The 23,895-nt window shown below is 74.8% G+C and carries 27 protein-coding genes, 3 tRNA genes, 1 other RNA gene and 1 riboswitch; of the genes, 15 read left to right on the plus strand and 16 right to left on the minus strand.

The window, feature by feature from the left end; translation table 11 throughout:
* Positions 1–10 precede the first annotated feature (10 nt).
* The 3 genes from KG103_RS10930 to KG103_RS10940 all read right to left on the minus strand — a co-directional run bounded on the left by KG103_RS10930 (position 11) and on the right by KG103_RS10940 (position 1,513).
* Entirely contained in the window at positions 11–610 is a 600-nt protein-coding gene (locus tag KG103_RS10930; protein ID WP_207341104.1) for a PilZ domain-containing protein, read from the minus strand.
* A 105-nt stretch (positions 611–715) separates the two neighbouring features.
* Positions 716–1,106: RNase P RNA component class A (rnpB, locus tag KG103_RS10935), an RNA gene on the minus strand.
* A 23-nt stretch (positions 1,107–1,129) separates the two neighbouring features.
* Positions 1,130–1,513, minus strand: coding sequence for a tautomerase family protein (locus tag KG103_RS10940; RefSeq protein ID WP_207341103.1), 384 nt, complete (start codon positions 1,511–1,513; stop codon positions 1,130–1,132).
* A gap of 52 nt (positions 1,514–1,565) precedes the next feature.
* On the opposite strand from KG103_RS10940, the gene KG103_RS10945 reads away from it, so the two are divergent.
* The gene (locus KG103_RS10945; RefSeq protein WP_207341102.1) at positions 1,566–2,348 is read left to right on the plus strand and encodes a YaaA family protein; all 783 of its coding nucleotides are present in this window, start codon (positions 1,566–1,568) and stop codon (positions 2,346–2,348) included.
* Between the two features lie 20 nt (positions 2,349–2,368).
* Here KG103_RS10945 and KG103_RS10950 read toward each other — a convergent pair whose 3' ends face one another.
* Genes KG103_RS10950 through KG103_RS10965 form a run of 4 tightly spaced genes read right to left on the minus strand, consistent with a single transcriptional unit; the run spans position 2,369 to position 6,249 of the window.
* Entirely contained in the window at positions 2,369–3,223 is an 855-nt protein-coding gene (locus tag KG103_RS10950; RefSeq protein WP_249670551.1) for a histidine phosphatase family protein, read from the minus strand.
* Positions 3,224–3,281: 58 nt separating this feature from the next.
* Positions 3,282–4,019, minus strand: coding sequence for a zinc ribbon domain-containing protein (locus KG103_RS10955; protein WP_207341101.1), 738 nt, complete (start codon positions 4,017–4,019; stop codon positions 3,282–3,284).
* Positions 4,016–5,203: a Nif3-like dinuclear metal center hexameric protein gene (locus tag KG103_RS10960; protein ID WP_207341100.1), complete on the minus strand. Its 1,188-nt coding sequence runs from the start codon at positions 5,201–5,203 to the stop codon at positions 4,016–4,018. The genes KG103_RS10955 and KG103_RS10960 overlap by 4 nt, the downstream gene beginning before the upstream one ends.
* Positions 5,200–6,249, minus strand: a complete 1,050-nt coding sequence (locus KG103_RS10965; protein ID WP_207341099.1) for a zinc-dependent alcohol dehydrogenase family protein — start codon at positions 6,247–6,249, stop codon at positions 5,200–5,202. The genes KG103_RS10960 and KG103_RS10965 overlap by 4 nt, the downstream gene beginning before the upstream one ends.
* Before the next feature lie 98 nt (positions 6,250–6,347).
* On the opposite strand from KG103_RS10965, the gene KG103_RS10970 reads away from it, so the two are divergent.
* Positions 6,348–6,421: transfer RNA gene (locus KG103_RS10970), tRNA-Val, on the plus strand.
* Positions 6,422–6,484: 63 nt separating this feature from the next.
* On the opposite strand, the gene KG103_RS10975 is transcribed toward KG103_RS10970, so the two are convergent.
* Both KG103_RS10975 and KG103_RS10980 read right to left on the minus strand, forming a co-directional pair.
* Entirely contained in the window at positions 6,485–6,958 is a 474-nt protein-coding gene (locus KG103_RS10975) for a peroxiredoxin (protein ID WP_207341098.1), read from the minus strand.
* The gene (locus KG103_RS10980) at positions 6,955–7,377 is read right to left on the minus strand and encodes a DUF3052 domain-containing protein (RefSeq protein WP_207341097.1); all 423 of its coding nucleotides are present in this window, start codon (positions 7,375–7,377) and stop codon (positions 6,955–6,957) included. The genes KG103_RS10975 and KG103_RS10980 overlap by 4 nt, the downstream gene beginning before the upstream one ends.
* A 303-nt stretch (positions 7,378–7,680) precedes the next feature.
* On the opposite strand from KG103_RS10980, the gene aceE reads away from it, so the two are divergent.
* Complete coding sequence (gene aceE, locus KG103_RS10985; RefSeq protein WP_207341096.1) at positions 7,681–10,425, plus strand: pyruvate dehydrogenase (acetyl-transferring), homodimeric type; 2,745 nt, start codon at positions 7,681–7,683, stop codon at positions 10,423–10,425.
* Positions 10,426–10,525: 100 nt separating this feature from the next.
* On the opposite strand, the gene KG103_RS10990 is transcribed toward aceE, so the two are convergent.
* On the minus strand, positions 10,526–11,212 hold the full coding sequence (locus tag KG103_RS10990; RefSeq protein WP_207341095.1) for a hypothetical protein: 687 nt from the start codon (positions 11,210–11,212) through the stop codon (positions 10,526–10,528).
* Between the two features lie 114 nt (positions 11,213–11,326).
* Here KG103_RS10990 and KG103_RS10995 point away from each other — a divergent pair, with 114 nt between their 5' ends.
* The 5 genes from KG103_RS10995 to KG103_RS11015 all read left to right on the plus strand — a co-directional run bounded on the left by KG103_RS10995 (position 11,327) and on the right by KG103_RS11015 (position 16,309).
* A complete protein-coding gene (locus KG103_RS10995; RefSeq protein WP_207341094.1) occupies positions 11,327–12,571 on the plus strand; it encodes a PucR family transcriptional regulator in 1,245 nt (414 codons plus the stop codon).
* A gap of 114 nt (positions 12,572–12,685) precedes the next feature.
* On the plus strand, positions 12,686–13,663 hold the full coding sequence (locus tag KG103_RS11000; RefSeq protein ID WP_207341093.1) for an ACP S-malonyltransferase: 978 nt from the start codon (positions 12,686–12,688) through the stop codon (positions 13,661–13,663).
* Positions 13,660–14,664 (plus strand): beta-ketoacyl-ACP synthase III, encoded by a 1,005-nt coding sequence (locus KG103_RS11005; RefSeq protein ID WP_207341092.1) that lies wholly within the window; start codon positions 13,660–13,662, stop codon positions 14,662–14,664. The genes KG103_RS11000 and KG103_RS11005 overlap by 4 nt, the downstream gene beginning before the upstream one ends.
* Before the next feature lie 68 nt (positions 14,665–14,732).
* Complete coding sequence (locus KG103_RS11010) at positions 14,733–14,981, plus strand: acyl carrier protein (RefSeq protein WP_089799580.1); 249 nt, start codon at positions 14,733–14,735, stop codon at positions 14,979–14,981.
* An 83-nt stretch (positions 14,982–15,064) separates the two neighbouring features.
* The gene (locus KG103_RS11015) at positions 15,065–16,309 is read left to right on the plus strand and encodes a beta-ketoacyl-[acyl-carrier-protein] synthase family protein (protein WP_207341091.1); all 1,245 of its coding nucleotides are present in this window, start codon (positions 15,065–15,067) and stop codon (positions 16,307–16,309) included.
* Between the two features lie 122 nt (positions 16,310–16,431).
* On the opposite strand, the gene KG103_RS11020 is transcribed toward KG103_RS11015, so the two are convergent.
* The 4 genes from KG103_RS11020 to KG103_RS11035 all read right to left on the minus strand — a co-directional run bounded on the left by KG103_RS11020 (position 16,432) and on the right by KG103_RS11035 (position 18,902).
* Positions 16,432–16,932, minus strand: a complete 501-nt coding sequence (locus tag KG103_RS11020) for a DUF3145 domain-containing protein (protein ID WP_207341090.1) — start codon at positions 16,930–16,932, stop codon at positions 16,432–16,434.
* 149 nt (positions 16,933–17,081) lie between these two features.
* Complete coding sequence (gene def / locus KG103_RS11025; protein ID WP_207341089.1) at positions 17,082–17,570, minus strand: peptide deformylase; 489 nt, start codon at positions 17,568–17,570, stop codon at positions 17,082–17,084.
* Positions 17,571–17,721: 151 nt separating this feature from the next.
* Positions 17,722–17,946, minus strand: coding sequence for a BldC family transcriptional regulator (locus KG103_RS11030; protein ID WP_089799585.1), 225 nt, complete (start codon positions 17,944–17,946; stop codon positions 17,722–17,724).
* A 19-nt stretch (positions 17,947–17,965) separates the two neighbouring features.
* A riboswitch (cyclic di-GMP riboswitch) is annotated at positions 17,966–18,040 on the minus strand.
* Between the two features lie 79 nt (positions 18,041–18,119).
* A complete protein-coding gene (locus KG103_RS11035) occupies positions 18,120–18,902 on the minus strand; it encodes a DUF1206 domain-containing protein (RefSeq protein WP_207341088.1) in 783 nt (260 codons plus the stop codon).
* A gap of 155 nt (positions 18,903–19,057) precedes the next feature.
* Between KG103_RS11035 and KG103_RS11040 the strand changes: the two genes are divergently transcribed.
* The 5 genes from KG103_RS11040 (at position 19,058) to KG103_RS11060 (ending at position 21,345) form a co-directional block, all read left to right on the plus strand.
* Positions 19,058–19,131 (plus strand) — tRNA-Ile (locus KG103_RS11040).
* Between the two features lie 62 nt (positions 19,132–19,193).
* Positions 19,194–19,934, plus strand: coding sequence for a phosphatase PAP2 family protein (locus KG103_RS11045; RefSeq protein WP_207341087.1), 741 nt, complete (start codon positions 19,194–19,196; stop codon positions 19,932–19,934).
* Between the two features lie 20 nt (positions 19,935–19,954).
* Positions 19,955–20,692 (plus strand): phosphatase PAP2 family protein, encoded by a 738-nt coding sequence (locus tag KG103_RS11050; protein WP_207341086.1) that lies wholly within the window; start codon positions 19,955–19,957, stop codon positions 20,690–20,692.
* A 4-nt stretch (positions 20,693–20,696) separates the two neighbouring features.
* Positions 20,697–21,203, plus strand: a complete 507-nt coding sequence (locus KG103_RS11055) for a hypothetical protein (protein WP_207341085.1) — start codon at positions 20,697–20,699, stop codon at positions 21,201–21,203.
* A 69-nt stretch (positions 21,204–21,272) separates the two neighbouring features.
* Positions 21,273–21,345, plus strand: a tRNA-Asn gene (locus KG103_RS11060).
* A 24-nt stretch (positions 21,346–21,369) separates the two neighbouring features.
* Here the strand turns inward: KG103_RS11060 and KG103_RS11065 are convergent.
* Positions 21,370–21,933 carry a metallophosphoesterase family protein gene (locus KG103_RS11065; RefSeq protein WP_249670552.1) on the minus strand — a complete coding sequence of 188 codons (564 nt, stop codon included), beginning with the start codon at positions 21,931–21,933 and terminating at the stop codon, positions 21,370–21,372.
* Positions 21,930–22,226 (minus strand): hypothetical protein, encoded by a 297-nt coding sequence (locus tag KG103_RS11070; RefSeq protein ID WP_207341084.1) that lies wholly within the window; start codon positions 22,224–22,226, stop codon positions 21,930–21,932. The genes KG103_RS11065 and KG103_RS11070 overlap by 4 nt, the downstream gene beginning before the upstream one ends.
* A 119-nt stretch (positions 22,227–22,345) precedes the next feature.
* On the opposite strand from KG103_RS11070, the gene KG103_RS11075 reads away from it, so the two are divergent.
* Positions 22,346–22,771, plus strand: coding sequence for a phage holin family protein (locus KG103_RS11075; RefSeq protein ID WP_207341083.1), 426 nt, complete (start codon positions 22,346–22,348; stop codon positions 22,769–22,771).
* A 308-nt stretch (positions 22,772–23,079) separates the two neighbouring features.
* Complete coding sequence (locus tag KG103_RS11080) at positions 23,080–23,874, plus strand: transglutaminase-like domain-containing protein (protein ID WP_207341082.1); 795 nt, start codon at positions 23,080–23,082, stop codon at positions 23,872–23,874.
* Positions 23,875–23,895: the final 21 nt, after the last annotated feature.

The following is a 23,895-nucleotide window of genomic DNA, read 5'->3' on the forward strand; positions in this document are numbered from 1 at the left end:
GTCCGCCGGCTCACCAGGCGGCGAGGCTGCGCTCCCGGGCCGCCGCCCGCTGCAGCGACAGCACCAGGCGGAAGAGCGTCTCGCGGGTGCGGTCGTCGAGGTCGACCAGCTCGCACCCGTAGCGCCACTCGTGCTGCCCCTCCTCGACGCGCAGCACCCGCGCGGCGAGGTCGACGGTCGTGTCACCGGCAGGCATGGGGAACCGCACGACGTCGCCGCGGCTCAGCGACCGAGACGTCACGAACCGCACGCCGGAGGCACTGATGTCCACGACCGTGACGCTCACGCCGGCGACCCCCGACGGGCTCTCGACCTTGCCGGTGCACGCGGTGCGGTAGAGGGCACGCGCCGCCGAGCGCCGCTGGTCGGGCACCCCGCGCTCCAGCACGACCAGCTGCACCGCCGTCCCGCTGGTGCCACCGAGCAGCCCCACGTACCGGCACAGCCCTCGCACGGGGTCCAGCACCGTGACCGAGGCGGCGTCACCGATCTCCCTGTCCTCCACGGGGTCGTCGACCTCGAGCACCAGCACGCCGGCGTCGAAGCTCACGACGTGCCCGTCGACGTCACCGGACTTCGTCCGCAGCGTGCAGACCGCCAGCTCGTGCATGCCACCCCCTGGACGTCGCGCGCGGTGCCGGGAGCCCGCGCTGGTCAACCGTCCAGTTGTAAGCGGACGGGACAGCGGCGGGCTACCGCCGAGCGGGTGGTGGTGCGGATGAGTCAGCCGGTACGCCGGGTTCTGTCCCCGCGCGCGGTCTCCCACGCGCGGGTGGCGACCATCCATCTACGACGTACGTTGCCGCACGCCTCCAGCGGCCTACCCGGGAGCTCGGGCGGGCAACCCTCGAACGCTCCCTGTCTGGCCTTGCTCCGGGTGGGGTTTGCCGAGCCGCACCGGTCACCCGGTGCGCTGGTGGTCTCTTGCACCACCGTTTCACCCTTACCCCGTCGTCCCGGCGAGCCGGTCCGTCGTGGCGGTCTGTTCTCTGTGGCACTGTCCCGCGGGTCACCCCGGGTGGGCGTTACCCACCACCCTGCCCTACGGAGCCCGGACGTTCCTCGGCGGGACCCGAGGGTCCCGACGCGGCCGCCTGGCTGACTCATCCGCGTGGTCAGCCTACCCGCGTCACACGTCCACGCGGTACGACAGGCTCAGCTCGTCGCCCGCGACGCCGCGGATGCCCCAGTGCGTCGGCGGGCTCTCGAGGATCACGACCTCCAGGTCGTCGGGCGCCAGCCCGAGCGCGGGTGCCACGTCGTCGAAGAAGGCCGCGATCAGCGCCCGCACCGCCGCCGGGCTGCGGCCCGTGAAGCAGACGACCTCGACGACGAGGTACTCCGGGGCCCGCGGCGCGACCAGGTCCTCGTCGTCGAGCAGCAGGAACCGGTGGAACCGCTTGTCCGCGGGCAGCCCCCACGCGCCCACGAGCGCGCCGTGGACGGCGTCCGAGACCTCGCGCCGCCGGTCGGCCCACACCGAGCGCCGCCCGTACACCGTGACCTGTGCCATCTCACACCCTCGGGACGCGGGAACTGGAAGGCGGCCACCGTACCCTCGTGCGGTGCTCGTGCTGCTGCCGCCCTCGGAGGGCAAGACGCCCGCACCCCCGACCGCTCCCCCGCTGGACCTGGACGCCCTGTCCCACGGCGGCCTGACGCCGGTGCGCGAGAAGGTGCTCGACGCGCTGGTGGCGGTGAGCGGCCGACCCGACGCGTGCGACGTCCTCGGCGTGTCCGCCGGGCTGGCCGACGAGGTCGCCCGCAACGTCGGCCTGCGCCGAGCACCCGCTGCCCGCGCGTCGCGGATCTACACCGGTGTGCTCTACGGAGCCGCCGGGCTCGACGCGCTGACGCCCACCGCGCGGGCGCGGGCCGTCGAGAGCGTGCGCGTCGTCTCGGCCCTGTGGGGCCTGCTGACGGTCGACGACGTCGTCCCCGCCTACCGCCTGTCCATGGGCACCGACCTGCCCGGCATCGGGCCGCTGGCGGCCGCGTGGCGCGGTCCCCTGGGCGTCGAGCTGGGGGACGCCGCGGACGGCGGGCTCGTCGTCGACTGCCGCTCGGCCGCCTACCGCGCCGCCTGGACGCCGCCGGCCGGCGCCTGCTGGGTCGACGTCCGCGTGCTGCGCGAGGTCGACGGGCGGCGCTCCGTCGTCTCCCACCACGCCAAGCACACGCGCGGGGTCCTGACGCGCCACCTGGTGACCCGCCGCGGCCGCGATCCGCGTGACGCCGACGAGCTCGCGCACGCCGCGAGCGCCCTGGTGGGCGACGTGCTGCACGCCGTCGAGCTCGGCCCGTTGCCGCGGCGCGGCGCCCGCACGCTCTCCCTCGTCGTCACCTGACCGCCGTCACCTGACGTCCGTCACCAGCCCTCGCTGGGCGCCCCGGCCACGGCGATCTCGTCGCGGCGGTCACCGAACAGCCGGATGATGCTCACCGAGGCGGGCGCCACGCGCAGCTGGCTCCAGGTGCCGGGGTCGGCGCCCAGGGTCACGCCGAGCGCCGCGCGGATCGCCACGGCGTGGGAGACCACGACCACGGTCCGGCTGCCGCCCGCGCGCAGCGCGTCCAGACCCGCGCGCAGGCGCACGCCGACGTCCTCGATGGACTCACCGCCGCCCGGGGGCCGCAACCGCCCCGTGGTGTGCCACGGCTCGAGCCGGCCGGGCCAGCGCTCCTCGATCTGCTCGGACGTCAGCCCCTGCCAGTGCCCGAAGTGCGCCTCCCGGAACGCCGCGTCCGTGCGGACCGACAGGCCGAGGCGCTCCGCCATGACCGCCGCGGTCTCCTGCGTGCGGACCATGGGCGAGGCGACGATCTCGGACGGGTAGTCGATGTCGCCCCACAGGTCGCGGCCGACCCGGTGGACCAGTGCGGCCGCCGCGGCCGCCTGCAGCCGGCCGCGCTCGTCCAGCGACGGTCCGGGCTCGGACGAGCCCGAGTAGCCGCGCGAGACCGTCATGGTGGTCTGCCCGTGCCGCACCAGCACGACGGTCGTCGGCTCGTCGTCGTCGAAGCGCGGCACGCTGCCGGACGGGCGGTCGGCCCGCCGCCGGGTGCCGGGGGCCGCCGACGCGCCCGAGCCCGCCGGGTCCGCCGCTGACGCCGCGAGCGCGTCGGCGGGCGAGGGGTCGGCCGACGAGGAGTCCGGGGCGTGCGCGTCCGCCGCGTGGCGGTCGTCGGCGGGCCGGTCGTCGCGGGGCGGTGTGCTGGTCACGCCTGCAGTCTTCGCCGTGGACGGCCGGCGGTCCAGCGCACCGCGCCCGCGCGCGCCGTCAGGAGTCCGTGAGCCTCACGAGGATCCGACCGCACTCCTCGCACCGCACCACCGCGTCGACGGGCCGGGCACGGATCGCCTCGAGGTCGAGCGGGTTGAGCTCGAGCCGGCACCCCTCGCACCGGTTGCCGCGCAACGCGGCGGCCCCGCTGCCGCCCAGCTGACCGCGCAGCCGCTCGTAGAGGGCGACGAGCCCGCCGTCGAGCCCGTCGGCCGTGCGCTCGCGCTCGGCGCGCACCCGCGCGGCCTCCGCGTCGACCTCGGCGAAGCCCGCGTCGCGCTCGGCAACGACCCGGTCGCGGTCCTCGACCAGCGCCGCTCGCGCCTGCTCCAGGTCGCGCAGCACCGACTCGTGCGCCTCGAGCCGCTCCATCACCTCGAGCTCCACGTCCTCCAGGTGCGACTGGCGGGCCGCGAGGCTCGCCAGCTCGCTGGTGAGCGCCTGCGCGTCCTTGGCGCCGACCTGGCCCCCGTCGAGCCGCTGCTGGTCGCGCCTCGCCCGGCTGCGCACCTGGTCCACGTCGGCCTCGGCCTTGGCCACCTCCGTGCGCAGGTCCGACGCCGCGGTGCGGGACGTCACCAGCGCGGTCTCGAGGTCCGCGAGGCGGGAGTCGAGCTCGACGAGGCGGGCGAGCGCAGGCAGGCTGCGCCGCTTGTGCGCGAGCTGGGCGAGTCGGGTGTCGAGCTCCTGGACGTCGAGGAGTCGGCGCTGGTCGGCGGCGGGGGCGCTGCTCACGTGGTTCCTTCCGGCGGGGACGTCTGCGGCACGTGACCCGTCCACGGGTCGGTGCGCCGCGTGCTGACGCGGGTCTCCACCGTAGTGCCCGCGGCCGCCAGGTCGTCGCGCAGCGCCTGCGCCGCGCGGGGCAGCCACAGCCACTCGGACGCGGAGTGGGCCAGGTCGACCAGCGCGGGGCGCGGGGCGCCGCCGCGCGCGTCGAAGGCCGCCCGCTCCTGCTGCTCCGAGGCGGGGTGGTGCCGCAGGTCGGCGGTGACGTACGCGTCGACGTCCGCGGCGCGCACCGCGTCGAACAGCGAGTCGCCGGAGCCCCCGAGCACCGCCACCCGGCGCACCGGCATGTCGCGGTCCCCCGCGTACCGCACGCCCTGCGCCGTGGCGGGCACGGCACGGGCCACGGCGGCGGCGAACGCGTGCAGCGGCTGCGGTGCGGGCAGCGTCCCGACGCGTCCGAGGCCCGTGGCCCCCGGGAGCGTCGCGAGCTCCAGGACGTCGAACGCGGGCTCCTCGTACGGGTGCGCGGCGCGCATCGCGGCGACGACCGCGGCCCGCCGGTGGCGTGGCGCGACCATCTCGACGCGCGCCTCGGCGACCGTCTCGCGGCGCCCCACGGTGCCCAGGGCCGGCGTGGCACCCGGTAGGGGCGTGAACGTGCCCTCGCCGGTGGTCGTCCACGCGCAGCGCTCGTAGGCACCCACGTGCCCGGCGCCCGCGCCGGCGAGCGCGTCCACGAGCCGATCGGCGTCGTCGACCGGGACCATGACGACGTGCTTGTCGAGCGCCGGGGCGTCGGCGGGCACCAGCGGCTCGGTGCCCACCAGGCCGATCGCGTCGGCCAGCGCCTCGGCGACGCCGCCGTGCGCCGCGTCGGCGTTGGTGTGCGCCGTGTACAGCCCGCAGCCGCCACGCACGAGCCGGTGCAGGAGCGCGCCCTTGAAGGTGGTCGCGGCCACCGAGTGCACCGGGCGCAGCAGCAGCGGGTGGTGCGTGACCAGCAGGTCCGCCTCCCACGCGAGCGCCTCGTCCACGACGGCCGCGACGGGGTCGACCGCGAGGAGCACGCGACGCACGGGCGCGTCGGGGTCGCCGGCGGCCAGGCCCACCCGGTCCCACTGCTCGGCGGTGCCCGGCGGGTACCGCCGGTCCAGCGCGGCGACGACGTCCGCGAGCGTCGCGGTCACGGCAGCACCAGCGCCTTCGTGCAGGTGCGCTCGTCCATCGCGCGGTAGGCGTCCGCGACGTGGTCGAGCGCGAACGTCGCGTCGAAGACGAGGCCGGGCTCGATCGTCCCCGCCCAGACGTCGGGCAGCAGGCCCTCGATGTAGCCGCGCACGGGGGCCACCCCCCCGACCACGCCCTTGTTGCCGCCGAACATCGTCTGGACCGACAGCTCCGGGCCGCCCGCGGGCACCCCGACGAAGCCGACCCGTCCGCCGGGTCGCACGGTGGCCAGCGCCTGCGCCATCGACTCCTTGGTGCCGACGCACTCCAGCACGCCGTCCGGACCCACGCCGCCGAGCAGGTCGAGCACCGCCGCGGCACCCTCGTCGCCGCGCTCCTCGACGACGTCGGTCGCGCCGAAGCGCCGCGCCAGCGCCTGCCGGGCCGGGTTGCGCGACATCGCGACGACGCGCTCGGCGCCGAGGCGGCGCGCCGCGATGATCCCGCAGAGGCCGACGGCCCCGTCGCCCACCACGGCCACGCTGGAGCCGGCGTGCACACCGGCCGCCAGCGCGGCGTGGTGCCCGGTGCCCAGCACGTCCGTGAGCGTCAGCACGTGGGGCAGCAGGGCGGCGTCGGGGTGCTCGGGGGTGACGACGAGCGTGCCGTCGGCCAGCGGGACCCGGACGTGCTCACCCTGCCCGCCGTCGGTGGGCAGGCCGTCGTGGTCGGGCGAGCCCCACCACGCGACCTGCTCGCACGAGGTGTGCACGCCGTTGCGGCAGTGCGCGCAGGTGTTGTCGCAGATCGAGAACGGCGCGACGACGAAGTCACCGACCCGGACGCGGCGCACGTCGGCGCCCACCTCCTCGACCACGCCGACGAACTCGTGGCCGGTGCGGTGGGGGGCGCGGGTCGGTCGCACCCCCCGGTACGCCCACAGGTCGGAGCCGCACACGCACGCGGCGACGACGCGGACGACGGCGTCGGTGGGACGGTGGATCACGGGGTCCGGCACCTGCTCGACGCGCACGTCGCGGGGGCCGTGGATGACGGTGGCTCGCACGACGTCGAGCCTACGGCGCGCCGTCGTGCGAGCGCCCACGCACCCACGCCGCGACGTGCAGCAGAACCCCCGGCCGCCGGTAGGCTGGCCGACCGCAGGGGCCTGTAGCTCAGTTGGTCAGAGCGCCGCGCTTACACCGCGGAGGTCGCCGGTTCGAGACCGGCCGGGCCCACCCACGTCGACGGCCCGGTGCGTCGGACGATCGGTGCGTCGGACGCCGCGGCGGCTCCGCCCGTCAGCTGGCCAGCGCCGCCAGCGCCTCGCGGTACGCCGCCAGCGGCCGCGCCTGCCCGCGCGGATTCACCACGCTCCAGCGCAGCACCCCGTCGGCGTCGACGAGGAACGAGCCGCGCAGCGCGTGCCCCGTGGCGTCGTCGAAGACGCCGTACGCGCGGGCGGCGGCGCCGTGCGGCCAGAAGTCGGAGAGCAGGTCGAAGGTGAACCCCTCCTGCTCCGCCCACGCCCGCAGGGTGAACATCGGGTCGCAGGACACGGCGAGCAGCCGCACGCCGGCGGCGTCGAACGCCGCGATGTTGTCGCGCAGCTCGCAGAGCTCACCGGTGCAGATGCCCGAGAACGCGAACGGGAAGAACACGATCGCTGCCGGCGTGCCGCGCAGCTGCGCCAGGGTGACCGGCGTGCCGTGCGTGTCCGGCAGCGCCAGGTCCGGGGCGGGCGCCCCGACCGCGGGGGCGCTCGCGTTGCTCACTTGCCGCGACCGCGCGTGGCCAGCCGGGTGGCGGACCAGTCCGGTCCGATCGCGAAGGTCGTCATCGCGTGCAGGCCCGAGGTGTTCGCGGCCTCCTCGATGTCCGAGTGCGACACGTGGCCGCGCCGGCCCGCCTTGGGGCTGAACACCCAGATGGGACCGCTGTCGTCGAGCACGGTCATCGCGTCCACCAGGGCGTCCGTCAGGTCCCCGTCCTCCTGGCGGAACCAGATGACCGCACCGTCGGTGACGTCGTCGTAGTCCTCGTCGACGAGCTCCGTCCCCGTCAGGGCCTCGAGCCCCGCGCGGACGTCGTTGTCGACGTCGTCGTCGTAGCCCAGCTCCTGGATCACCTGCCCGGCTGTGAAGCCGAGCCGGGCGACAGCCTGCGTCGCGGAGTCGTCCGCGGTGGATGACACGTCGGCCGGTTCCCTTCTCCCCCGGTGCGCCGCAATGTCCGCGGACCCACCTGTCGATGTCGGCACACGTTAGCCCACCGCAGGCCCGGCGGCTCTGGCAAGTGGCAGTCCGCCCGGGCGTGTCACGGACGTCACGCCCCCACGGAGCGGTCACGGTGTGACTTTCTGTGCCCGTCGGACCGAGAATGGTGCGACTACCCGCAACCGCACCCCGCGCACGACGCGGTGCGCCGGATGCGGGCAACGCAGCGTGCCGAGGGCGCCACCAGGCGCCGGGCGCGCACGAGACGCGAAGGAGCACCGGTGGCTTCCATCGACGAGACGGGCCCCCTGATCGGCGGCCTGCTCAGCCAGGTCCCCGACATCGACCCGGAGGAGACCGGTGAGTGGGTCGAGTCCCTCGACGGACTGATCGAGGAGAAGGGCGGCCCGCGGGCCCGCTACGTGCTGATGAGCATGCTGCGGCACGCCCGTCAGCGCAACGTGGCGATCCCCGCGTCGCTGAACACGCCGTACGTCAACACGATCGCGGTGCACAACGAGCCGTACTTCCCCGGTGACGAGGTCATCGAGCGCCGCTACCGCTCGTGGATCCGCTGGAACGCGGCCGTCATGGTGACGCGTGCGCAGCGCCCCGGCGTGGCGGTCGGCGGGCACATCTCGTCGTACGCGTCCGTCGCGACCCTCACCGAAGTGGGCCTCAACCACTTCTTCCGCGGCAAGGACCACCCCGGCGGCGGCGACCAGGTCTACTTTCAGGGCCACGCCTCCCCCGGTGTGTACGCCCGCGCCTTCCTCGAGGGCCGGCTGTCCGAGCACCAGCTCGACGGCTTCCGCCAGGAGCTGTCGCACCCCGGCGGCGGCCTGCCGTCCTACCCGCACCCGCGCCTGGCACCCGAGCTGTGGGAGTTCCCCACGGTCTCCATGGGCCTGGGCCCGGCGTCCGCGATCTACCAGGCGTGGACGAACAAGTACCTGCACAACCGCGGGATCAAGGACACGAGCCAGCAGGACGTCTGGGCGTTCCTCGGCGACGGCGAGATGGACGAGCCCGAGTCCCGCGGCATGCTCCAGCACGCCGCCCAGCAGGGCCTGGACAACCTCACCTTCGTCGTCAACTGCAACCTGCAGCGGCTCGACGGCCCGGTGCGCGGCAACGGCAAGATCATCCAGGAGCTCGAGGCGCAGTTCCGCGGTGCCGGCTGGAACGTCATCAAGGTCATCTGGGGCCGCGAGTGGGACGTCCTGCTCAACGCCGACAAGGACCGCGCCCTGGTCCACCTGATGAACACCACGCCCGACGGTGACTTCCAGACGTACCGCGCCGAGAGCGGCGCGTTCATCCGTGAGCACTTCTTCGGCCGCGACCCGCGCACCAAGGCGCTGGTCGAGAAGATGACGGACGACGAGATCTGGGCCCTCAAGCGCGGTGGGCACGACTACCGCAAGCTCTACGCGGCGTACAAGGCCGCCCGTGAGCACACCGGTCAGCCGACGGTGATCCTCGCGCACACGATCAAGGGCTACGGGCTGGGCTCGGGCTTCGCAGGGCGCAACGCGACGCACCAGATGAAGAAGCTCAAGGTCGAGGAGCTCAAGACCCTGCGCGACTCGCTGCACATCCCGATCACGGACGAGCAGCTCGAGGAGAACCCCTACCTGCCCCCGTACTACAACCCGGGGCCGGAGGACGACGCGATCAAGTACATGCTCGAGCGGCGCCGGCAGCTGGGCGGGTTCGTCCCCGAGCGGCGCAGCGCGCACACCAAGCTGACGCTGCCGGGCGACAAGACGTACGAGAGCCTGGCCAAGGGCTCGGGCACGCAGGAGGTCGCCACGACGATGGCGCTCGTGCGCCTGTTCAAGGACCTCGTCAAGGACAAAGAGTTCGGCCACCGCCTGGTGCCGATCATCCCGGACGAGGCCCGCACGTTCGGCCTGGACTCGATCTTCCCGAGCGCGAAGATCTTCAACACCAACGGCCAGAACTACATGGCCGTGGACCGCGAGCTCATGCTGAGCTACAAGGAGTCCGAGGCCGGGCAGATCATGCACACCGGCATCAACGAGGCCGGTTCCGCGGCCGCGTTCCAGTCGGTGGGCACGTCGTACGCGACGCACGGCGAGCCGCTGATCCCGTTCTACTTCTACTACTCGATGTTCGGGTTCCAGCGCACCGGCGACCAGTTCTGGGCGGCCGGCGACCAGATGGCGCGCGGCTTCCTCATCGGCGCCACGGCGGGCCGCACGACGCTGACGGGCGAGGGCCTGCAGCACGCCGACGGCCACTCGCCGCTGCTGGCGGGCACCATGTCCCACGTCGTGCACTACGACCCGGCCTACGGGTACGAGATCCGGCACATCGTGCGCGACGGCATCCAGCGGATGTACGGCGAGCCCGACGGTCGCGACCAGGACGTCATCTACTACCTGACGGTCTACAACGAGCCGATGGTGCAGCCGGCGGAGCCCGAGGGCGTCGACGTCGAGGGCATCCTCAAGGGCATCCACCTCATCGCACCGGCCGAGGGTGACGGGCCGCGCGCCCAGATCCTCGCGTCCGGGGTCGCGGTGCCGTGGGCGCTCGAGGCCCGGCACCTGCTGGCCGAGGACTGGGGCGTGCGCGCCGCGGTCTGGTCGGTGACCAGCTGGAACGAGCTGCGACGCGACGCGCTGGCCGCCGAGCAGCACGCCTTCCTCAACCCGGGCGACGAGGTGCGTACCCCGTACCTGACCGCCAAGCTCCAGGGCGCAGAGGGCCCGTTCGTCGCCACGACGGACTACGACCACCTCGTGCCCGACCAGGTGCGGGCGTGGATCCCGGGTCGCTACGCCACCCTGGGCGCCGACGGCTTCGGGTTCTCCGACACCCGCGCGGCGGCGCGTCGGCACTTCAAGATCGACGGTCCGTCGACGGTGGTGCGGGTGCTGCAGCAGCTGGTGCTCGAGGGCAAGGTCGACCCGTCCCTGCCGGCGCAGGCGATCGAGCGGTACCGCCTGCACGACGTCACCGCCGGCACGTCCGGCAACACGGGTGGCGACTCCTGACGCCACGCCGCACGACGAACGCCCCCGGCCCTGCGGCCGGGGGCGTTCGTGCGTTCGTGGGTGGTGCGCGGTGGACGGCGTGCCGGGGCGACCCGGCGCGTCAGGTGCCGGGGATGGACTGCTGTGCGCGCGCGATCTCCTGCGCCAGCTCGGCCTTCAGCCCGGAGACGGTCGGCTGGTCCGGGTACAGGTCCAGCGACGTCAGGTGCTGCTTGGCCTCGAGCGGGCGGTCGGCGGCGATCGCGGCCCGGACGAGCTCGCGGGCGACGTCGGGGACGTGCTCGCGCGGCCGCCAGTGACCGACCCCGAGGTTGAGCGCCTCGACGGGCTGCCCGGCGTCCGTGAGCAGGGCCAGCGCCTGCGTCAGCGCCTGACCGGAGGGGTCGCGCTCCGCGGCGGTCGTCAGCCGGCGGATCGTCCCCTCGTGGTCATCGCGCACGGAGAGCCGTGCGACCTCGATCAGCGGGAACCAGGCGCGCGGGTTGCCGGCGAGCTCCTCGCCGAGCGACCACACGGCCAGGTCGGCGGCGTGCTGCCGCTCGTGCTCGACGTTCGGCGCGGTCAGCGGGTCCTGCTCGGGGACGGACTCCGCGGCCCGGCGACGCACGATCTCGGCGAGGGCCTGGAAGGCGCGCTCGTTGTTCGGGTCGTCGCTCAGCATGGACCGCAGCGCGTCCTCGTGGAGCGTGTCGCCGCGTCGCGAGGCCTTCGTCGGGCGACGCGCCCCGACCGTGGAGGCCGAGGAGGGTCGCCTCATGAGCTGTCGCAGGCGGGGCAGAAGAGCCATGCCGAGACCCTATCCGGTCAGCCCGCGCCGCACCTTCCCGAGGACCCTCACGGGTGCGTGCGACGCTGCCGGACATTTGTCGACTTCCCACAACAGCGCCCCTATGCTCGCGCCATGGCGACGTCTCCCCGGACGCCGGCGGCGCGTGCGCCCCGTCGCACCGTTCCCCCCGTCCCCGACGGCGGCACCGCCGTCCCCGGTACGCCCACCGACCAGAGCGAGACGCAGCGGCGCGTGCGCGAGGGCACAGGTCTGCTCGCGGCCGCGGCCATGCGTCGGCTGGACGCCGACCTCTCGTGGTACCGCGCGCTGCCGGCCGAGGACCGGTCCTGGGTCAACCTGGTCGCACAGGCGGGCATCACCGCGTTCGTCACCTGGTACGCCGACCCGACGCAGCCCCCGCACGGAGTCGGTGAGATCTTCGCCACCGCCCCGCCCGAGCTGACGCGCTCGATCTCGCTCCAGCACACCCTCCAGCTGGTCCGGGTGGTCGTCGACGTCGTCGAGACGCACTCCGACCGGCTGGCCGCCCCGGGCGCGGAGCGCGAGCTGCGTGAGGCCGTGCTGCGGTACTCGCGGGAGGTGGCGTTCTCCGCGGCGGAGGTCTACGCGCGCGCCGCCGAGGTGCGCGGCGCCTGGGACGCCCGCCTCGAGGCGCTGGTCGTGGACGCACTGGTGCGCGGCGACGCCGACGACGCGCTGCGCTCGCGCGTGTCCGCCCTGGGCTGGAGCGGTCGCGGCGCGACGCTCGTCGTCGTGGGCACCACGACGGCCCACATGGACGAGGTCCGGGCCGCGGACCTGCGCCGGGCGACCCGGCGTGCGGCGGACGACGCGCTGGTCGGCATCCTCGGGGACCGCCTGGTCGTCTTCCTGGGCGGCGAGGGCGACCTGCGTGCCGCCGCGATGTCGCTGCTGCCGCGCTTCGGGCCCGGGCCCGTCGTCGTGGGTCCCACGGCCACCGGGCTGGCCGAGGCCACGCGCTCGGCGCGTGCCGCCCTCGCGGGGCTCGCCGCGGCCGCCGGCTGGGAACAGGCGCCACGGCCGGTGCACGCCGACGACCTGCTGCCCGAGCGGGTCCTCGTCGGGGACACCGAGGCCCGCCGGGCGCTCGTCGAGCGGGCCTACGCCCCGCTGGCGGCGAGCCAGGGGTCCCTGCTCGAGACGCTGTCGGCCTACCTGGGCGGGGGCCGGTCGCTGGAGGCCGCCGCCCGATCGCTGTACGTGCACCCCAACACCGTCCGGTACCGGTTGCGGCGTGTGGCCGACGTCACGGGCTGGGACCCGCTCGACGCACGCGAGTCGTACGTGCTGCAGACGGCACTGGCCGTCGGCAGGCTCGACGGCGCGGCGGGCTGACCGGCAGGTCGCCGCACCGCGACGGGACCTTTGTACGGGTCCGACAACGCTGGGTCGCGAGGTTGGTGCGTGGCGCGACCGGGCGGGGTCGTGCGGGCACGGCACAGTGGTCACGTGCTCGTCGTCGCCTGCCCCGGCCAGGGTGCCCAGTCCCCCGGCATGCTCGCCCCGTGGACGGAGGTCGACGGCTTCGTCGACGCCCTGCACCGCGCGAGCGAGGTCACCGGGACCGACCTGCTCGCGCACGGCACGACGTCGGACGCCGAGACCATCCGGGACACCGCGGTCGCCCAGCCGCTGCTGGTGGCCACCGCCCTGGCCACCCTGCGGGCCGTGCTCGGTGCCCCCGCGGGAACCGCGCTGCCCACGGCCGCCCGCGGCACCGTCGACGTCGTCGCCGGGCACTCCGTGGGTGAGCTCGCGGCCGCCGCCGTCGCCGGCGTGATGACGGACGACGAGGCCCTGCGCCTGGTCGCCGTGCGTGGCGCCGCCATGGCCCGCGCCGCCGCCGCGTCGCCCACCGGCATGCGCGCGGTCCTGGGCGGCGACCCGGAGGAGGTGCTCGCACGGCTCGCGGAGCTCGGGCTCGTGCCGGCCAACGTCAACGGGGCCGGGCAGGTCGTCGCGGCAGGGCCGCTCGACGCCCTGGCAGCGCTGGGCGACGCGCCTCCGACGCGTGCCCGCGTCGTCCCGTTGCAGGTGGCGGGTGCCTTCCACACCGACGCCATGGCGCCCGCGGTCGAGGAGCTGGCGGCCGCCGCCGCGCACGTCATCCCCCGCGACCCGGTCGTGACGCTGCTCGGCAACGGCGACGGCGCCGTCGTGCGGGACGGCGCGGACGCCGTGGCCCGCCTCGTGGCCCAGGTCGCCCGCCCCGTCCGGTGGGACCTGTGCCAGGCGACGCTCGTCGACCTGGGTGTGACCGCGCTCCTCGAGGTGGCCCCCGGCGGCGTCCTGACCGGCCTGGCGCGTCGTACGCTGCCGGGCGTCGAGACCCTCGCCCTGAAGTCCCCCGCCGACCTCGACGCCGCACGCGACCTCGTCCGTCGGCACGCCGGTACCGCCCTGACCCCCCAGGAGAGCCAGCCGTGACCCGTCCGACCCTCACGCAGGCCACCGGGCCCGCGCACACCCGCATCCTCGGGCTCGGCGCGGTGCGCGGCGAGCGCGTGGTCCCCAACGACGACCTCGTCGGCCCCATCGAGTCGTCCGACGAGTGGATCCGCCAGCGCACGGGCATCGTGACGCGGCGTCGCGCCGGTGAAGGCACCGACGTCCTCGACCTGGCGGAGGGCGCCGCCCGCGCCGCGCTGGAGCACGCCGGGCTGACCGGCGCGGACATCGACGTCGTCATCCTGTCCACGGTGACGTACTTCCACCAGACGCCCGCCGGGGCCGCCATCCTGGCCGACCGCATCGGCGCCACGCCGGCCGCGGCGTACGACATCTCGGCGGCCTGCGCGGGGTACTGCTACGGCATCGGTCAGGCCGATGCCCTGGTGCGTGCCGGGACGGCCCGCCACGTCCTGGTGATCGGCGCGGAGAAGATGAGCGAGTTCGTCGACCCGACGGACCGGTCCATCTCCTTCCTGCTCGGCGACGGTGCGGGCGCCGTCGTCGTCGGCCCGTCCGACACGCCCGGGATCGGCCCCACGGTGTGGGGCTCGGACGGCAGCCAGGCGCAGGCGATCCGCCAGACCCACTCGTGGCTCGCGACCCGCGACGAGGGCGCCGGGTGGCCGACCCTGCGCCAGGAGGGCCAGTCGGTCTTCAAGTGGGCCGTCTGGCAGATGGCCCCCGTCGCCCAGAAGGCGATGGACGCCGCCGGCGTCTCCCCGCAGGACATCGAGGCGTTCGTCCCGCACCAGGCCAACATGCGGATCATCGACCAGCTCATCAAGCAGCTGCGGCTGCCCGAGAGCGTCGTCGTGGGACGGGACATCGCCGACACCGGCAACACGTCCGCCGCGTCGATCCCCCTGGCCACGGAGCGCCTGCTGCGCGAGGGGCAGGTCGGCTCCGGCGCGCTCGCGCTGCAGATCGGCTTCGGCGCCGGCCTCGTCTACGCGGCCCAGGTCGTCGTCCTGCCCTGACCCGGTCGGCGCGGACCGCGCCTGTACCGTTCAGCACGTCCCAGCACCACCCGACACGAGGAGACACGATGGCGCACAGCGAGCAGGAGATCCTGGCCGGACTGGCCGAGATCGTCAGCGAGGAGACCGGCCTGCCGACCGACTCCGTCCTGCCCGAGAAGTCCTTCACCGACGACCTCGACATCGACTCGCTGTCGATGATGACGATCGTCACGCTCGCGGAGGAGAAGTTCGACGTCCAGATCCCCGACGACGAGGTCAAGAACCTCGCCACCGTGGGCGACGCCGTGAGCTTCATCGCCGGCGCCCAGGCCTGAGCCTGCGCGCCGCACCCGCGGCACCCGGGCGGTGCGCCGGCCTGCGGCCGTGCGCACCGCCCGCCTGACCCAAGGAGAACCCCATGAGCACCGTCCCCGAGGTCGTCGTCACCGGCCTGGGCGCCACCACGCCGCTCGGCGGTGACGTCCCCAGCACGTGGCGGGCGGCGCTGGCCGGTGAGTCCGGCGCGGCCACGTTCGAGAACGACTGGGCCGAGCGCTACGACATCGCCGTGAACTTCGGGGCGATGGTCAAGGTCCCCGCGGACCAGGTGCTCCCCCGGCCCGAGCTCAAGCGGATGGACCCCTCCGCGCAGTACGCGGTCATCGCCACGCGCGAGGCGTGGGCGGACGCGGGCTCCCCCGAGGTCGACGGCGACCGCCTCGGCGCCGTGGTGTCCTCGGGCATCGGCGGCATCTGGACGACCCTGGACGCGTGGGACACGCTGCGGGAGAAGGGCGGTCGCCGGGTCCTGCCCATGACCGTGCCCATGCTCATGCCGAACTCGCCCGTCGCGTACGTCTCGCTGGAGCTCGGTGCCCGTGCCGGCGCGCACGCGCTCGTCTCGGCGTGCGCGTCCGGTGCGGAGGCCATCGGGTACGCCGTGCAGATGATCCGCGACGGACGTGCCGACGTGGTGGTCGCGGGCGGCACCGAGGCCACGATCCACCCCATGCCCATCGCCGCGTTCGCGGCGTCACGCACCCTGTCGACACGGAATGACGACCCCGCGGGGGCGTCGCGCCCGTACGACGTCGACCGCGACGGCTTCGTCATCGGCGAGGGCGCCGGCATCGTGGTGCTGGAGTCCGCCGCGCACGCCGCGGCGCGCGGTGCCCGCGTGTACGCACGGATCGGCGGCGTCGGCCTGTCTGCCGACGGCTACCACCTGACGTCGCCCGAGCCGTCCGGCGACGGGCAGGTCCGCGCGATGCGCGCCGCCCTGGCCGACTCCGGCGTGGCAGCCGCCGACGTGACCCACGTCAACGCGCACGCGACGTCGACGGTCGTGGGCGACCTCATCGAGGCCCGCTCCATCCGCGGTGTGCTGGGCGACGACGCCGACCACGTGGCGCTCTCGGCGACCAAGTCGATGACCGGGCACCTGCTCGGCGGCGCCGGTGCGCTCGAGACGATCTTCACCGTCCTCGCGGTGCACGACCGCCAGGCGCCGCCGACGATCAACGTCGCGAACCCCGACCCGGAGCTGGTGCTCGACCTCGTGCGCGACACCCCGCGCGCACTGCCCGCCGGTCCCGTCGCCGCCATCAACAACTCGTTCGGGTTCGGCGGTCACAACGTCGCCCTGGTGGTCACCTCCGCCTGACGCGGGCCTGCGGCGCCGTCCGCGGGCCTCCGGGCGGGCCATCACCGCGCACCTGCCCGGTCGCACGACGGCGCCCGCTCCCCTCTCCGGGTGCGGGCGCCGTCGTGCGACCGGTCGGTGCGTCAGCCGACGCGGTGCAGCCACCGCACGGGCGCGCCGGCGCCCGCGTAGCGGAACGGCTCGAGCTCGTCGTCCCACGCCTGCCCGAGGGCCAGGTCGAGCTCGGCACGCAGCCGCTCGGGTTCGGCGGCGTGCTCGAGCGCCGCGCGGATCCGGTCCTCGGGGATCACAACGTTGCCGTGCACGTCGGTGGCGGCGTGGAAGATGCCGAGCTCGGGCGTGTGGCTCCAGCGCGACCCGTCGACGCCGGCGCTCGGCTCCTCGGTGACCTCGTAGCGCAGGTGCGCCCAGCCGCGCAGCGCGGACGCCAGGCGGGCTCCGGTGCCCGGCGCCGCCTGCCACGACAGCTCCGCGCGGTAGAAGCTCGGCCCGGCGGGCTGCTGCGTCCAGTCCAGGCTGACGCGCGCGCCCAGCGCGTTGCCTGCCGCCCACTCGACGTGGGGGCACAGCGCGCGCGGCGCGGAGTGCACGAAAAGTACACCGCGGGTGATGGCACCGGCCATGTCGTCCTCCCGGTTGGGCTCGAGGGTCGCCTTCCCCAACGACCTCGCCCCGTGTCGGGAACGTCATCAGCACGGATGCAGCGCACGCGGCGTGCACGGCACAGGATGCCCCATGCGTCGCCGCAGGTCCAGCGGACGCGCGGGACGTCTCAGAGCTGCTCGCGGATGGCCCGCATCGCCTTCTTGCGCACGGAGCGCTCGAGCCGGTCCAGGTACAGCATGCCGTCGAGGTGGTCGACCTCGTGCTGCAGGCAGCGCGCCATGAGCTCGGTGCCCTCGACCACGACCTCCCGGCCGTCGAGGTCCGTGCCCACCACGCGGGCGTACCAGGCCCGGTGCGTCGGGAACCACAGCCCCGGCACCGACAGGCAGCCCTCGTCGCCGTCCTGGTACTCGTCCTCGGACAGCTCGACGATGACGGGGTTCAGCACGTAGCCGATCTCGTCGTCGATGTTCCACGAGAACGCCCGCAGGCCGACGCCGATCTGGTTGGCGGCCAGGCCGGCACGCCCCTCCATGTCGACGGTCTCGAGCAGGTCCTCGACGAGCGAGCGGACCCGGTCGTCGATCGTGGTGATCGGGTCGCACGGGGTGCGCAGCACGGGGTCGCCGACGATGCGGATCTCACGCAGGGCCATGTCCTGATCCTTTCACGTCCCGCGGGCGCATCGGCCCTTCGCCCGCGGGGCGGTGCGTGCTGCACCGGCCGGACGCAGCACGACGCCGGTGGCGATCAGGTCGCCACCGGCGTCGGTGTCGTGGGTGCGTCGTCGTCGACGGCCCCTCGGGTCACTCCCCCGCGCGCTGCTGCGGGACGCCCGTCAGGAGCTGCCGGACCTCCGCCTCGTGGAAACGGCGGTGGCCGCCGAGGGTGCGGACCGCGGAGAGCTTGCCGGCCTGGGCCCAGCGGGTCACGGTCTTCGGGTCGACCCGGAACAGCACCGCGACCTCGCCCGGGGTGAGCAGGCTGCCCTGCGTGAGCGGGGCCTCGTTGGCAGGCGTGTGAACAGCCATGACTGGTTCTCCTTCATCGTTCGGTAGCTCGGCTGGCCCTGTGGGCCCCGTGGCTTTGCGTCCCCACCTTGCGGCGGGTTTGCCGTTGTCGCTGACGTGAACGACTATGCCCCAATCTGGACAACTGTGCAACAACCGCCGCCGTGCCTGATCTGTCCGGAGCGGGTGAAAAGTCAGAGGCGCCCGAACCGTGCCCGGATGCCGCAGTACGCCCCGAACGCGATCAGGCCCACGGCGACCAGCAGGAGCAGCACCGGACCACCCGGCGCGTCGCGCAGCGCCACCAGCGCCCCGTCCAGGCCGGTCGCCTCCTGCGGGTTGGCGTCCGCGGCGGCCACGACGAACAGCACGCCCACGATGCCCAGCGCGACGCCCTTCGCGGTGTAGCCGACGACGCCCGCCTGGCGCGCCACCCGTCCCGTGGTCCCGGCAGGCAGCCGCCGCAGGTCCTCGAGGAACTTCTTCGTCAGGCCCTTGTGCACGTGGTAGGCACCCACGGCCACGATGCCGACGCCGACAGCGCCGACGAGCAGCCGGCCGCCCGGCGCCTGCATGAGCTCGCCCGTCACGCTCGACGTCTGGCTGCCGCTGCCGGAGCCCGACCCGCGCGCGAAGGCGAACGCGGTGACGCCGAGAGCGACGTACACCGCGGCCTTGCCGCCGGCCTTCGCCCGCTCCGACGTCCCGCCCGCGGCGCCGCTGATGGCCGCGGCCGCGTACCAGGCGCCGAGCGCCAGGAACGCCACGCACGTGAACCACAGCACCACCGCCCCGAACGGGGAGGACGCGATCTTCTCGAAGGCCCCGGACTGGTCGGCGCTCCCGGCGGAGGACCCGAAGGCCAGCTGCACCGCCAGCACACCGATCAGCACGTGCACCAGGCCGGAGGCCGCGTAGCCCGCCCGTGCCCCCAGCTCCCACGCCCCCTGGCGGGATCCTGTCGCGACCGTGGTCATGTCACCTCCTCGACGCGGGCCCCCACCGGCCGACGTGCGTCGGCGCCCGGGGCGATGGTGGCAGTGCCGTGCGCCGTCGGCATCCGCTGGCGAGGGCGGCCACGTCGCGCCCCACATCGTCGGCGCCCGCCGCGCCGTCGGTAGGCTGCGGGCGCGGGCCAGTAGCTCAGTCGGTCAGAGCAGCGGACTCATAATCCGTCGGTCGTGGGTTCAAGCCCCACCTGGCCCACCGTCGGACCGGGTCGCGCCCTCCACGTGCGGGGACTTCCGCGCACCCCTACTGTCCTCGCCATGCCGACCGCCCCGACCCGTCGCCGGGACCTGGTGCGCGCCGCGGTGCTCGGCACGGTGGTGGTGCTGCCCGTCGTGGCCCTCGCCGTCGCCGTGCGTGGGGAGTCGGGCACGGTCGTGCGCGTCGACCACGCCGTGGTGCGGGCGGCGACCGACCTGACCCGCGCGTCGGACGGTCTGCGCACCGTGCTCGTCGTCTGGCAGGAGCTGTTCGCCGCGCGGTGGCTGAACCTGCTGCTCGTGCCGGCCGTGTGCGTGTGGGCGTGGCGTCGGCACGGGCTGCGCGAGCGCGTGTGGTGGGCGGCGGCGACCGTGGCCGTGGGCTGGCTCCTGCAGCTCGTGGCCAAGGGGATCGTGCAGCGCACGCGGCCCGTCATCGAGGACGCGGTCGCCCACGCCCCCGGCTCCAGCTTCCCCTCGGGTCACGCGGCGAACACGACCCTCGTGGCCGTCACGCTGACCCTGCTGCTGTGGCCCGTCCTGGGGCGCCGGGGCCGCGTCGTGGTGCCGCTGACCGGCGGCGTGCTCGTGGTGCTGACGGCCGCGGACCGCGTGCTCCTCGGCGTGCACCACCCGTCGGACGTGGTCGCAGGAGTCCTGCTGGGCCTCGCCGTGGCGGGCGCGTCGTACGTGGGGTGGCGCCGTGGCCCGACCCCGCACGGCACCGGCACCGGCACGGAGGACGAGGCCACGCACGACGCCGCTCGCGACATCCCGCACCCCGCTCCCGGCTCCTCGTGAGCCCCGTCCCCGGAGGACCTGTGAACGCCTTCTGGCACCGCTACGAGACGGACAGCACGCGACCCGACGGCCGTGAGGTGCGGCGCGACCTCGCCCGGCGCGTGCTGGTGCCCGCAGCCGTGCTGTGGTGCGTCGTCGTGGGCCTCGGTCTGCTCGTCACAGGTCCGCTGGGCGGGCTGCCGGCGGAGGCGGGCGTCAACACGTGGTTCGTGGAGCAGCGCACCCCCGCGCTGGACGCGGTCACCACGGTGCTGTCGGCGATCGGGCAGACGGAGTTCCTCATCGGCGCGTGCCTCCTGGCGATCGCGCTGACGTGGTGGCGGACGCGGCAGTGGTGGTACGCGGTCGTGCCCGGCCTGGCCGTGGCCGTGCAGGCGGTGATCTTCCTCACGTCGGCCCTGGTCGTCGGGCGGGAGCGGCCCGAGGTCGAGCAGCTGGACCACGCACCGCCGACCTCGAGCTTCCCCAGCGGGCACACCGGCGCCGCGACGGCCTTCTACCTGACGCTGGCCTTCCAGGCACAGCGCGTGCGCCACCCCGTCGCCCGCTGGGCGCTGACGCTGCTGTGCGTGCTCGTGCCGGTGGCGGTCGGGGTGGCGCGGGCCTACCGCGGCATGCACTCGCTCAGCGACGTCCTGGTGGGCGCGCTCAACGGCGCCACCTGCGCCGTCATCGCGTGGAACTACCTGCGTCGCACCCCGGTGACGGGCGCGGACGAGGCAACGGTGCGGGAGCACGCTCCCGCACGACTACCGTGACCACGTGGCCCTGTTCTCCCGGCGACGCCGGCTGCCCGACGACCTGCGACGCGCTCTCGACCTCCGGTCGGACGCGATCCTCGCCTCGACCCCGCTCGACGACGGCCGGTGGGCCGTGGCGACGCGCCGCGCCCTGCACGTCGTGGGCCCGTCCGGAGCGGCGCGCACGCCCTGGGCGGACGTCGACCGCGGTGCCCTCGACGCCGAGAGCCGCACGCTGACGGTGCACTGGGTCAACGGCGCGCGCACCGACCTCGTGCTCGCGTCCGACGTGGACGCGTGGGACCTCGTGCAGACGTTCCGCGAGCGCGTCCAGCAGTCGGTCGTGCACGTCGAGCACGTGCCGGTGGGCGCCACCACGGTCCGCGTCGCGCTGCGCCGGGACGAGCACGGCGACCTGTTCACGCAGGTGATCGGTGACGCCGCGGTCGACCTGGCCGACCCCGCCATGGTGCGCCGGCTGGCCGACGCCGAGGCCCGGGTCCGGGCGGAGGCCGGTCTCGCGCCCTGACGGGACCACAGCCCACGCCCGCCGTGTCGGCCGCACCCCCCGGAGCCTGCTAGGGTTTTCCCCGCACGATCCCCCGTAGCTCAATTGGCAGAGCATTCGACTGTTAATCGAAGGGTTACTGGTTCGAGTCCAGTCGGGGGAGCATCATCGAGGCCTCCGCCCCGCGTCACCGCGGGTCGGAGGCCTTCGTGCTGCCGGGGCGCGGACGTGCCGGCAGGCGCAGCGGCAGCTCGTGCAGCACGACGTCCGCCACCCGGCCCGCGCGCAGCGTGAACGTCAGGTAGGTGCAGCGCGGCATGCGTCGCCGGTCGGTCGGCGACCCCGGGTTCAGCAGGCGCAGACCCCGCGGCGTCACGGAGTCCCACGGCACGTGGCTGTGGCCGAACACGAGCAGGTCCAGGTCGTCGAACCGGTCGTCGCAGCGGCGCTCGCGCCCGGCCGCGGCGCCGGTCTCGTGGACGACGCCGAGGCGGACGCCGGCCACCTCGGCGCGCGCGACCTCGGGCACGCGCGCGACCAGCGCGGGCGGGTCGTTGTTGCCGTGGCAGGCCAGCAGCCTGGCCGCGCGGTCCTCGAACCGGTCGAGCAGGTCGATGGAGACCCAGTCCCCCGCGTGGACCACCAGGTCGGCGGCGGCGACGGCCTGCCAGACCTCCACGGACAGGTCCCGGGCGCGGACCGGCACGTGCGTGTCGGCGACGGCGCACACGCGCACGGCGTCGGTGCTCACGGGCGTCGGAACGCGCGGCGGTCGACCGCGTCGCGCCGCGGGCGCAGGGCGGCACGGCAGCGCTCGCACACGTGCTGCACCGCGTCCGCGTGGCGGCCGACCTCGGGCAGCGCGTCCACCCAGGCGACGTGCGGGAACCGCCCGAGCGAGGAGCGGCTCAGCGCGAGCCCGCAGACCGTCTGGTTGGTGCCGCCCACCCACGCGTGCACGTCCCCGGCGGGGCGTCGCACGCCGTCGGGGTCGACCCACGTGCTCGAGGCGGCCACCTGGGCACCGGTCGGTCGTCGCACCATCCCCCGTCCCTCCTGCGCCGCGGGGCCTCGCGCGGCGCGCCGTCAGCCTCGCACGGGCCGCGTGCCGCCACCACACGTCCTGCCGCGCCGCGCGGGTGCGGCGGGCCTAGCGTGAACCCATGGCCCGGCTCGCCCTGCGCACGCTGATCCTCCTCGGCTCGGCCGCGATCGGCCTGCTGGTCGCCGCGGCCGTGGTCCCCGACATGACGCTGCGGGCCTCCGGGTTCGTCGTCGCGGTGGTGGTGTTCGCGCTCGCGCAGTCGCTGCTCACCCCGCTGGTGACGCGCCTGAGCACGCGGTACGCCCCCGCGTTCCTCGGCGGTGCGGGACTGGTCTCGACGTTCCTCGCCCTCGTGCTCGCCTCGGTCCTCACGGACGGTCTGCGGATCGTCGGGGCAGGGGCCTGGGCTCTCGCGACGCTGGTGGTGTGGGCCGCCACCGCCCTGGCGGCGGTGGCCCTGCCGCTGGTGCTCCCCCGGGGTCGCGGCGCCGGCGGCAGGCGGTCGGCGACGACGCCCGCGGGCACCGAGGCCGAGCCCCGCTGAGGGCCAGGCGCACAGCCGGGCGCACGGCCGGTCCACGCGGGTCGCCACGACGCCCCGATCAGCGTCCTGACCTGCGGTTTCACAGGGCTGCACGCCGGGGCTGGACGAACGCCCCCGCGGGCCTCACACTTGCCTCGGCCCCGCTCGTCACGGGACCTCACCCCCGCATCGCCCCCGCTTCGCCGTGCCCTCCTCCGGGCGCCCGCCGACCGTCCCCCGGCAGGGTCCGGAGACGCCGTCGACCCCTCTCCCGTCCCCCTGTCTCCACCCGTCGTCCGGCCCGTCTGGCCGGGGAAGGATGCGTCGTCGTGCTGCGCTCCGTGGCCGCCCACCTCTCGCTCGACGTCCACGCGCCGCTCGAGCTGCTCCTGGCCGTGGCCGTGGCCGAGGGCCCGCACGACCGCACCGAGTCGCTGATGGCACGGTCGGACGACGACCCGCTCGAGGTGCAGGAGATCAAGACCGCGCACGGCGGCCGGGTGCACCGCGTCCTGGCGCCCGCCGGCCGCGTGGTCGTGGACTACCAGGCCACCGTCACGGGGCAGGCGTCGACGCCGCCGGTCGAGGACGTCGACCTGGTCGAGTACCGCAGGCCCAGCCGCTACGCCGACTCCGACCGGCTGCTGGCGTTCGCGCGCGACCAGTTCCGCGGGCTGGCCGGCACCGACCTGCTGGACGCCGTCGTGACGTGGGTGAGCCGGCACGTCACGTACCTGTCGGGCTCCAGCCTGCCGACCGACGGCGCGACGGACACCCTCCTCAAGCGCCGCGGCGTCTGCCGCGACTTCGCGCACCTCGTCGTCGCGCTGCTGCGCGCGTGCGACGTGCCCACGCGGCTCGCGTCGGTGTACGCGCCCGGCCTCAAGCCGATGGACTTCCACGCGGTCGCCGAGGCGTACGTCGACGGCGCGTGGTACGTCGTGGACGCGACAGGGCTGGCGCCGCGGGAGTCCCTGCTGCGCATCGCGACCGGCCGCGACGCCACCGACACGGCGTTCCTGTCGTACTACGGCGGCAGCCTGCGCCTGCGCGCCCTGACGGTCACCGCGGTCACGGACACGCGCGTCGTCGACGACGGCACGGGGCTCGTCGCGCTGCGCTGAGCACCGGGCAGCACCACCGCA

Origin of the sequence: Cellulomonas wangleii, from assembly GCF_018388445.1 — a bacterium.
Lineage (GTDB): Bacteria > Actinomycetota > Actinomycetes > Actinomycetales > Cellulomonadaceae > Cellulomonas > Cellulomonas wangleii.

Bases quoted from the DNA above. Each gene is read 5' to 3' on its own strand.
- KG103_RS11035 (WP_207341088.1), bottom strand. From the start codon at position 18,902: ATGACCACGGTCGCGACAGGATCCCGCCAGGGGGCGTGGGAGCTGGGG.
- KG103_RS11070 (WP_207341084.1), bottom strand. From the start codon at position 22,226: ATGGTGCGACGACCGACCGGTGCCCAGGTGGCCGCCTCGAGCACGTGG.
- KG103_RS10930 (WP_207341104.1), bottom strand. From the start codon at position 610: ATGCACGAGCTGGCGGTCTGCACGCTGCGGACGAAGTCCGGTGACGTC.
- KG103_RS11030 (WP_089799585.1), bottom strand. From the start codon at position 17,946: ATGGCTGTTCACACGCCTGCCAACGAGGCCCCGCTCACGCAGGGCAGC.
- KG103_RS11010 (WP_089799580.1), top strand. From the start codon at position 14,733: ATGGCGCACAGCGAGCAGGAGATCCTGGCCGGACTGGCCGAGATCGTC.
- KG103_RS11015 (WP_207341091.1), top strand. From the start codon at position 15,065: ATGAGCACCGTCCCCGAGGTCGTCGTCACCGGCCTGGGCGCCACCACG.
- KG103_RS10940 (WP_207341103.1), bottom strand. From the start codon at position 1,513: ATGGCACAGGTCACGGTGTACGGGCGGCGCTCGGTGTGGGCCGACCGG.
- KG103_RS11045 (WP_207341087.1), top strand. From the start codon at position 19,194: ATGCCGACCGCCCCGACCCGTCGCCGGGACCTGGTGCGCGCCGCGGTG.
- def (WP_207341089.1), bottom strand. From the start codon at position 17,570: ATGGCCCTGCGTGAGATCCGCATCGTCGGCGACCCCGTGCTGCGCACC.
- KG103_RS11075 (WP_207341083.1), top strand. From the start codon at position 22,346: ATGGCCCGGCTCGCCCTGCGCACGCTGATCCTCCTCGGCTCGGCCGCG.
- KG103_RS11020 (WP_207341090.1), bottom strand. From the start codon at position 16,932: ATGGCCGGTGCCATCACCCGCGGTGTACTTTTCGTGCACTCCGCGCCG.
- KG103_RS10990 (WP_207341095.1), bottom strand. From the start codon at position 11,212: ATGGCTCTTCTGCCCCGCCTGCGACAGCTCATGAGGCGACCCTCCTCG.
- KG103_RS10995 (WP_207341094.1), top strand. From the start codon at position 11,327: ATGGCGACGTCTCCCCGGACGCCGGCGGCGCGTGCGCCCCGTCGCACC.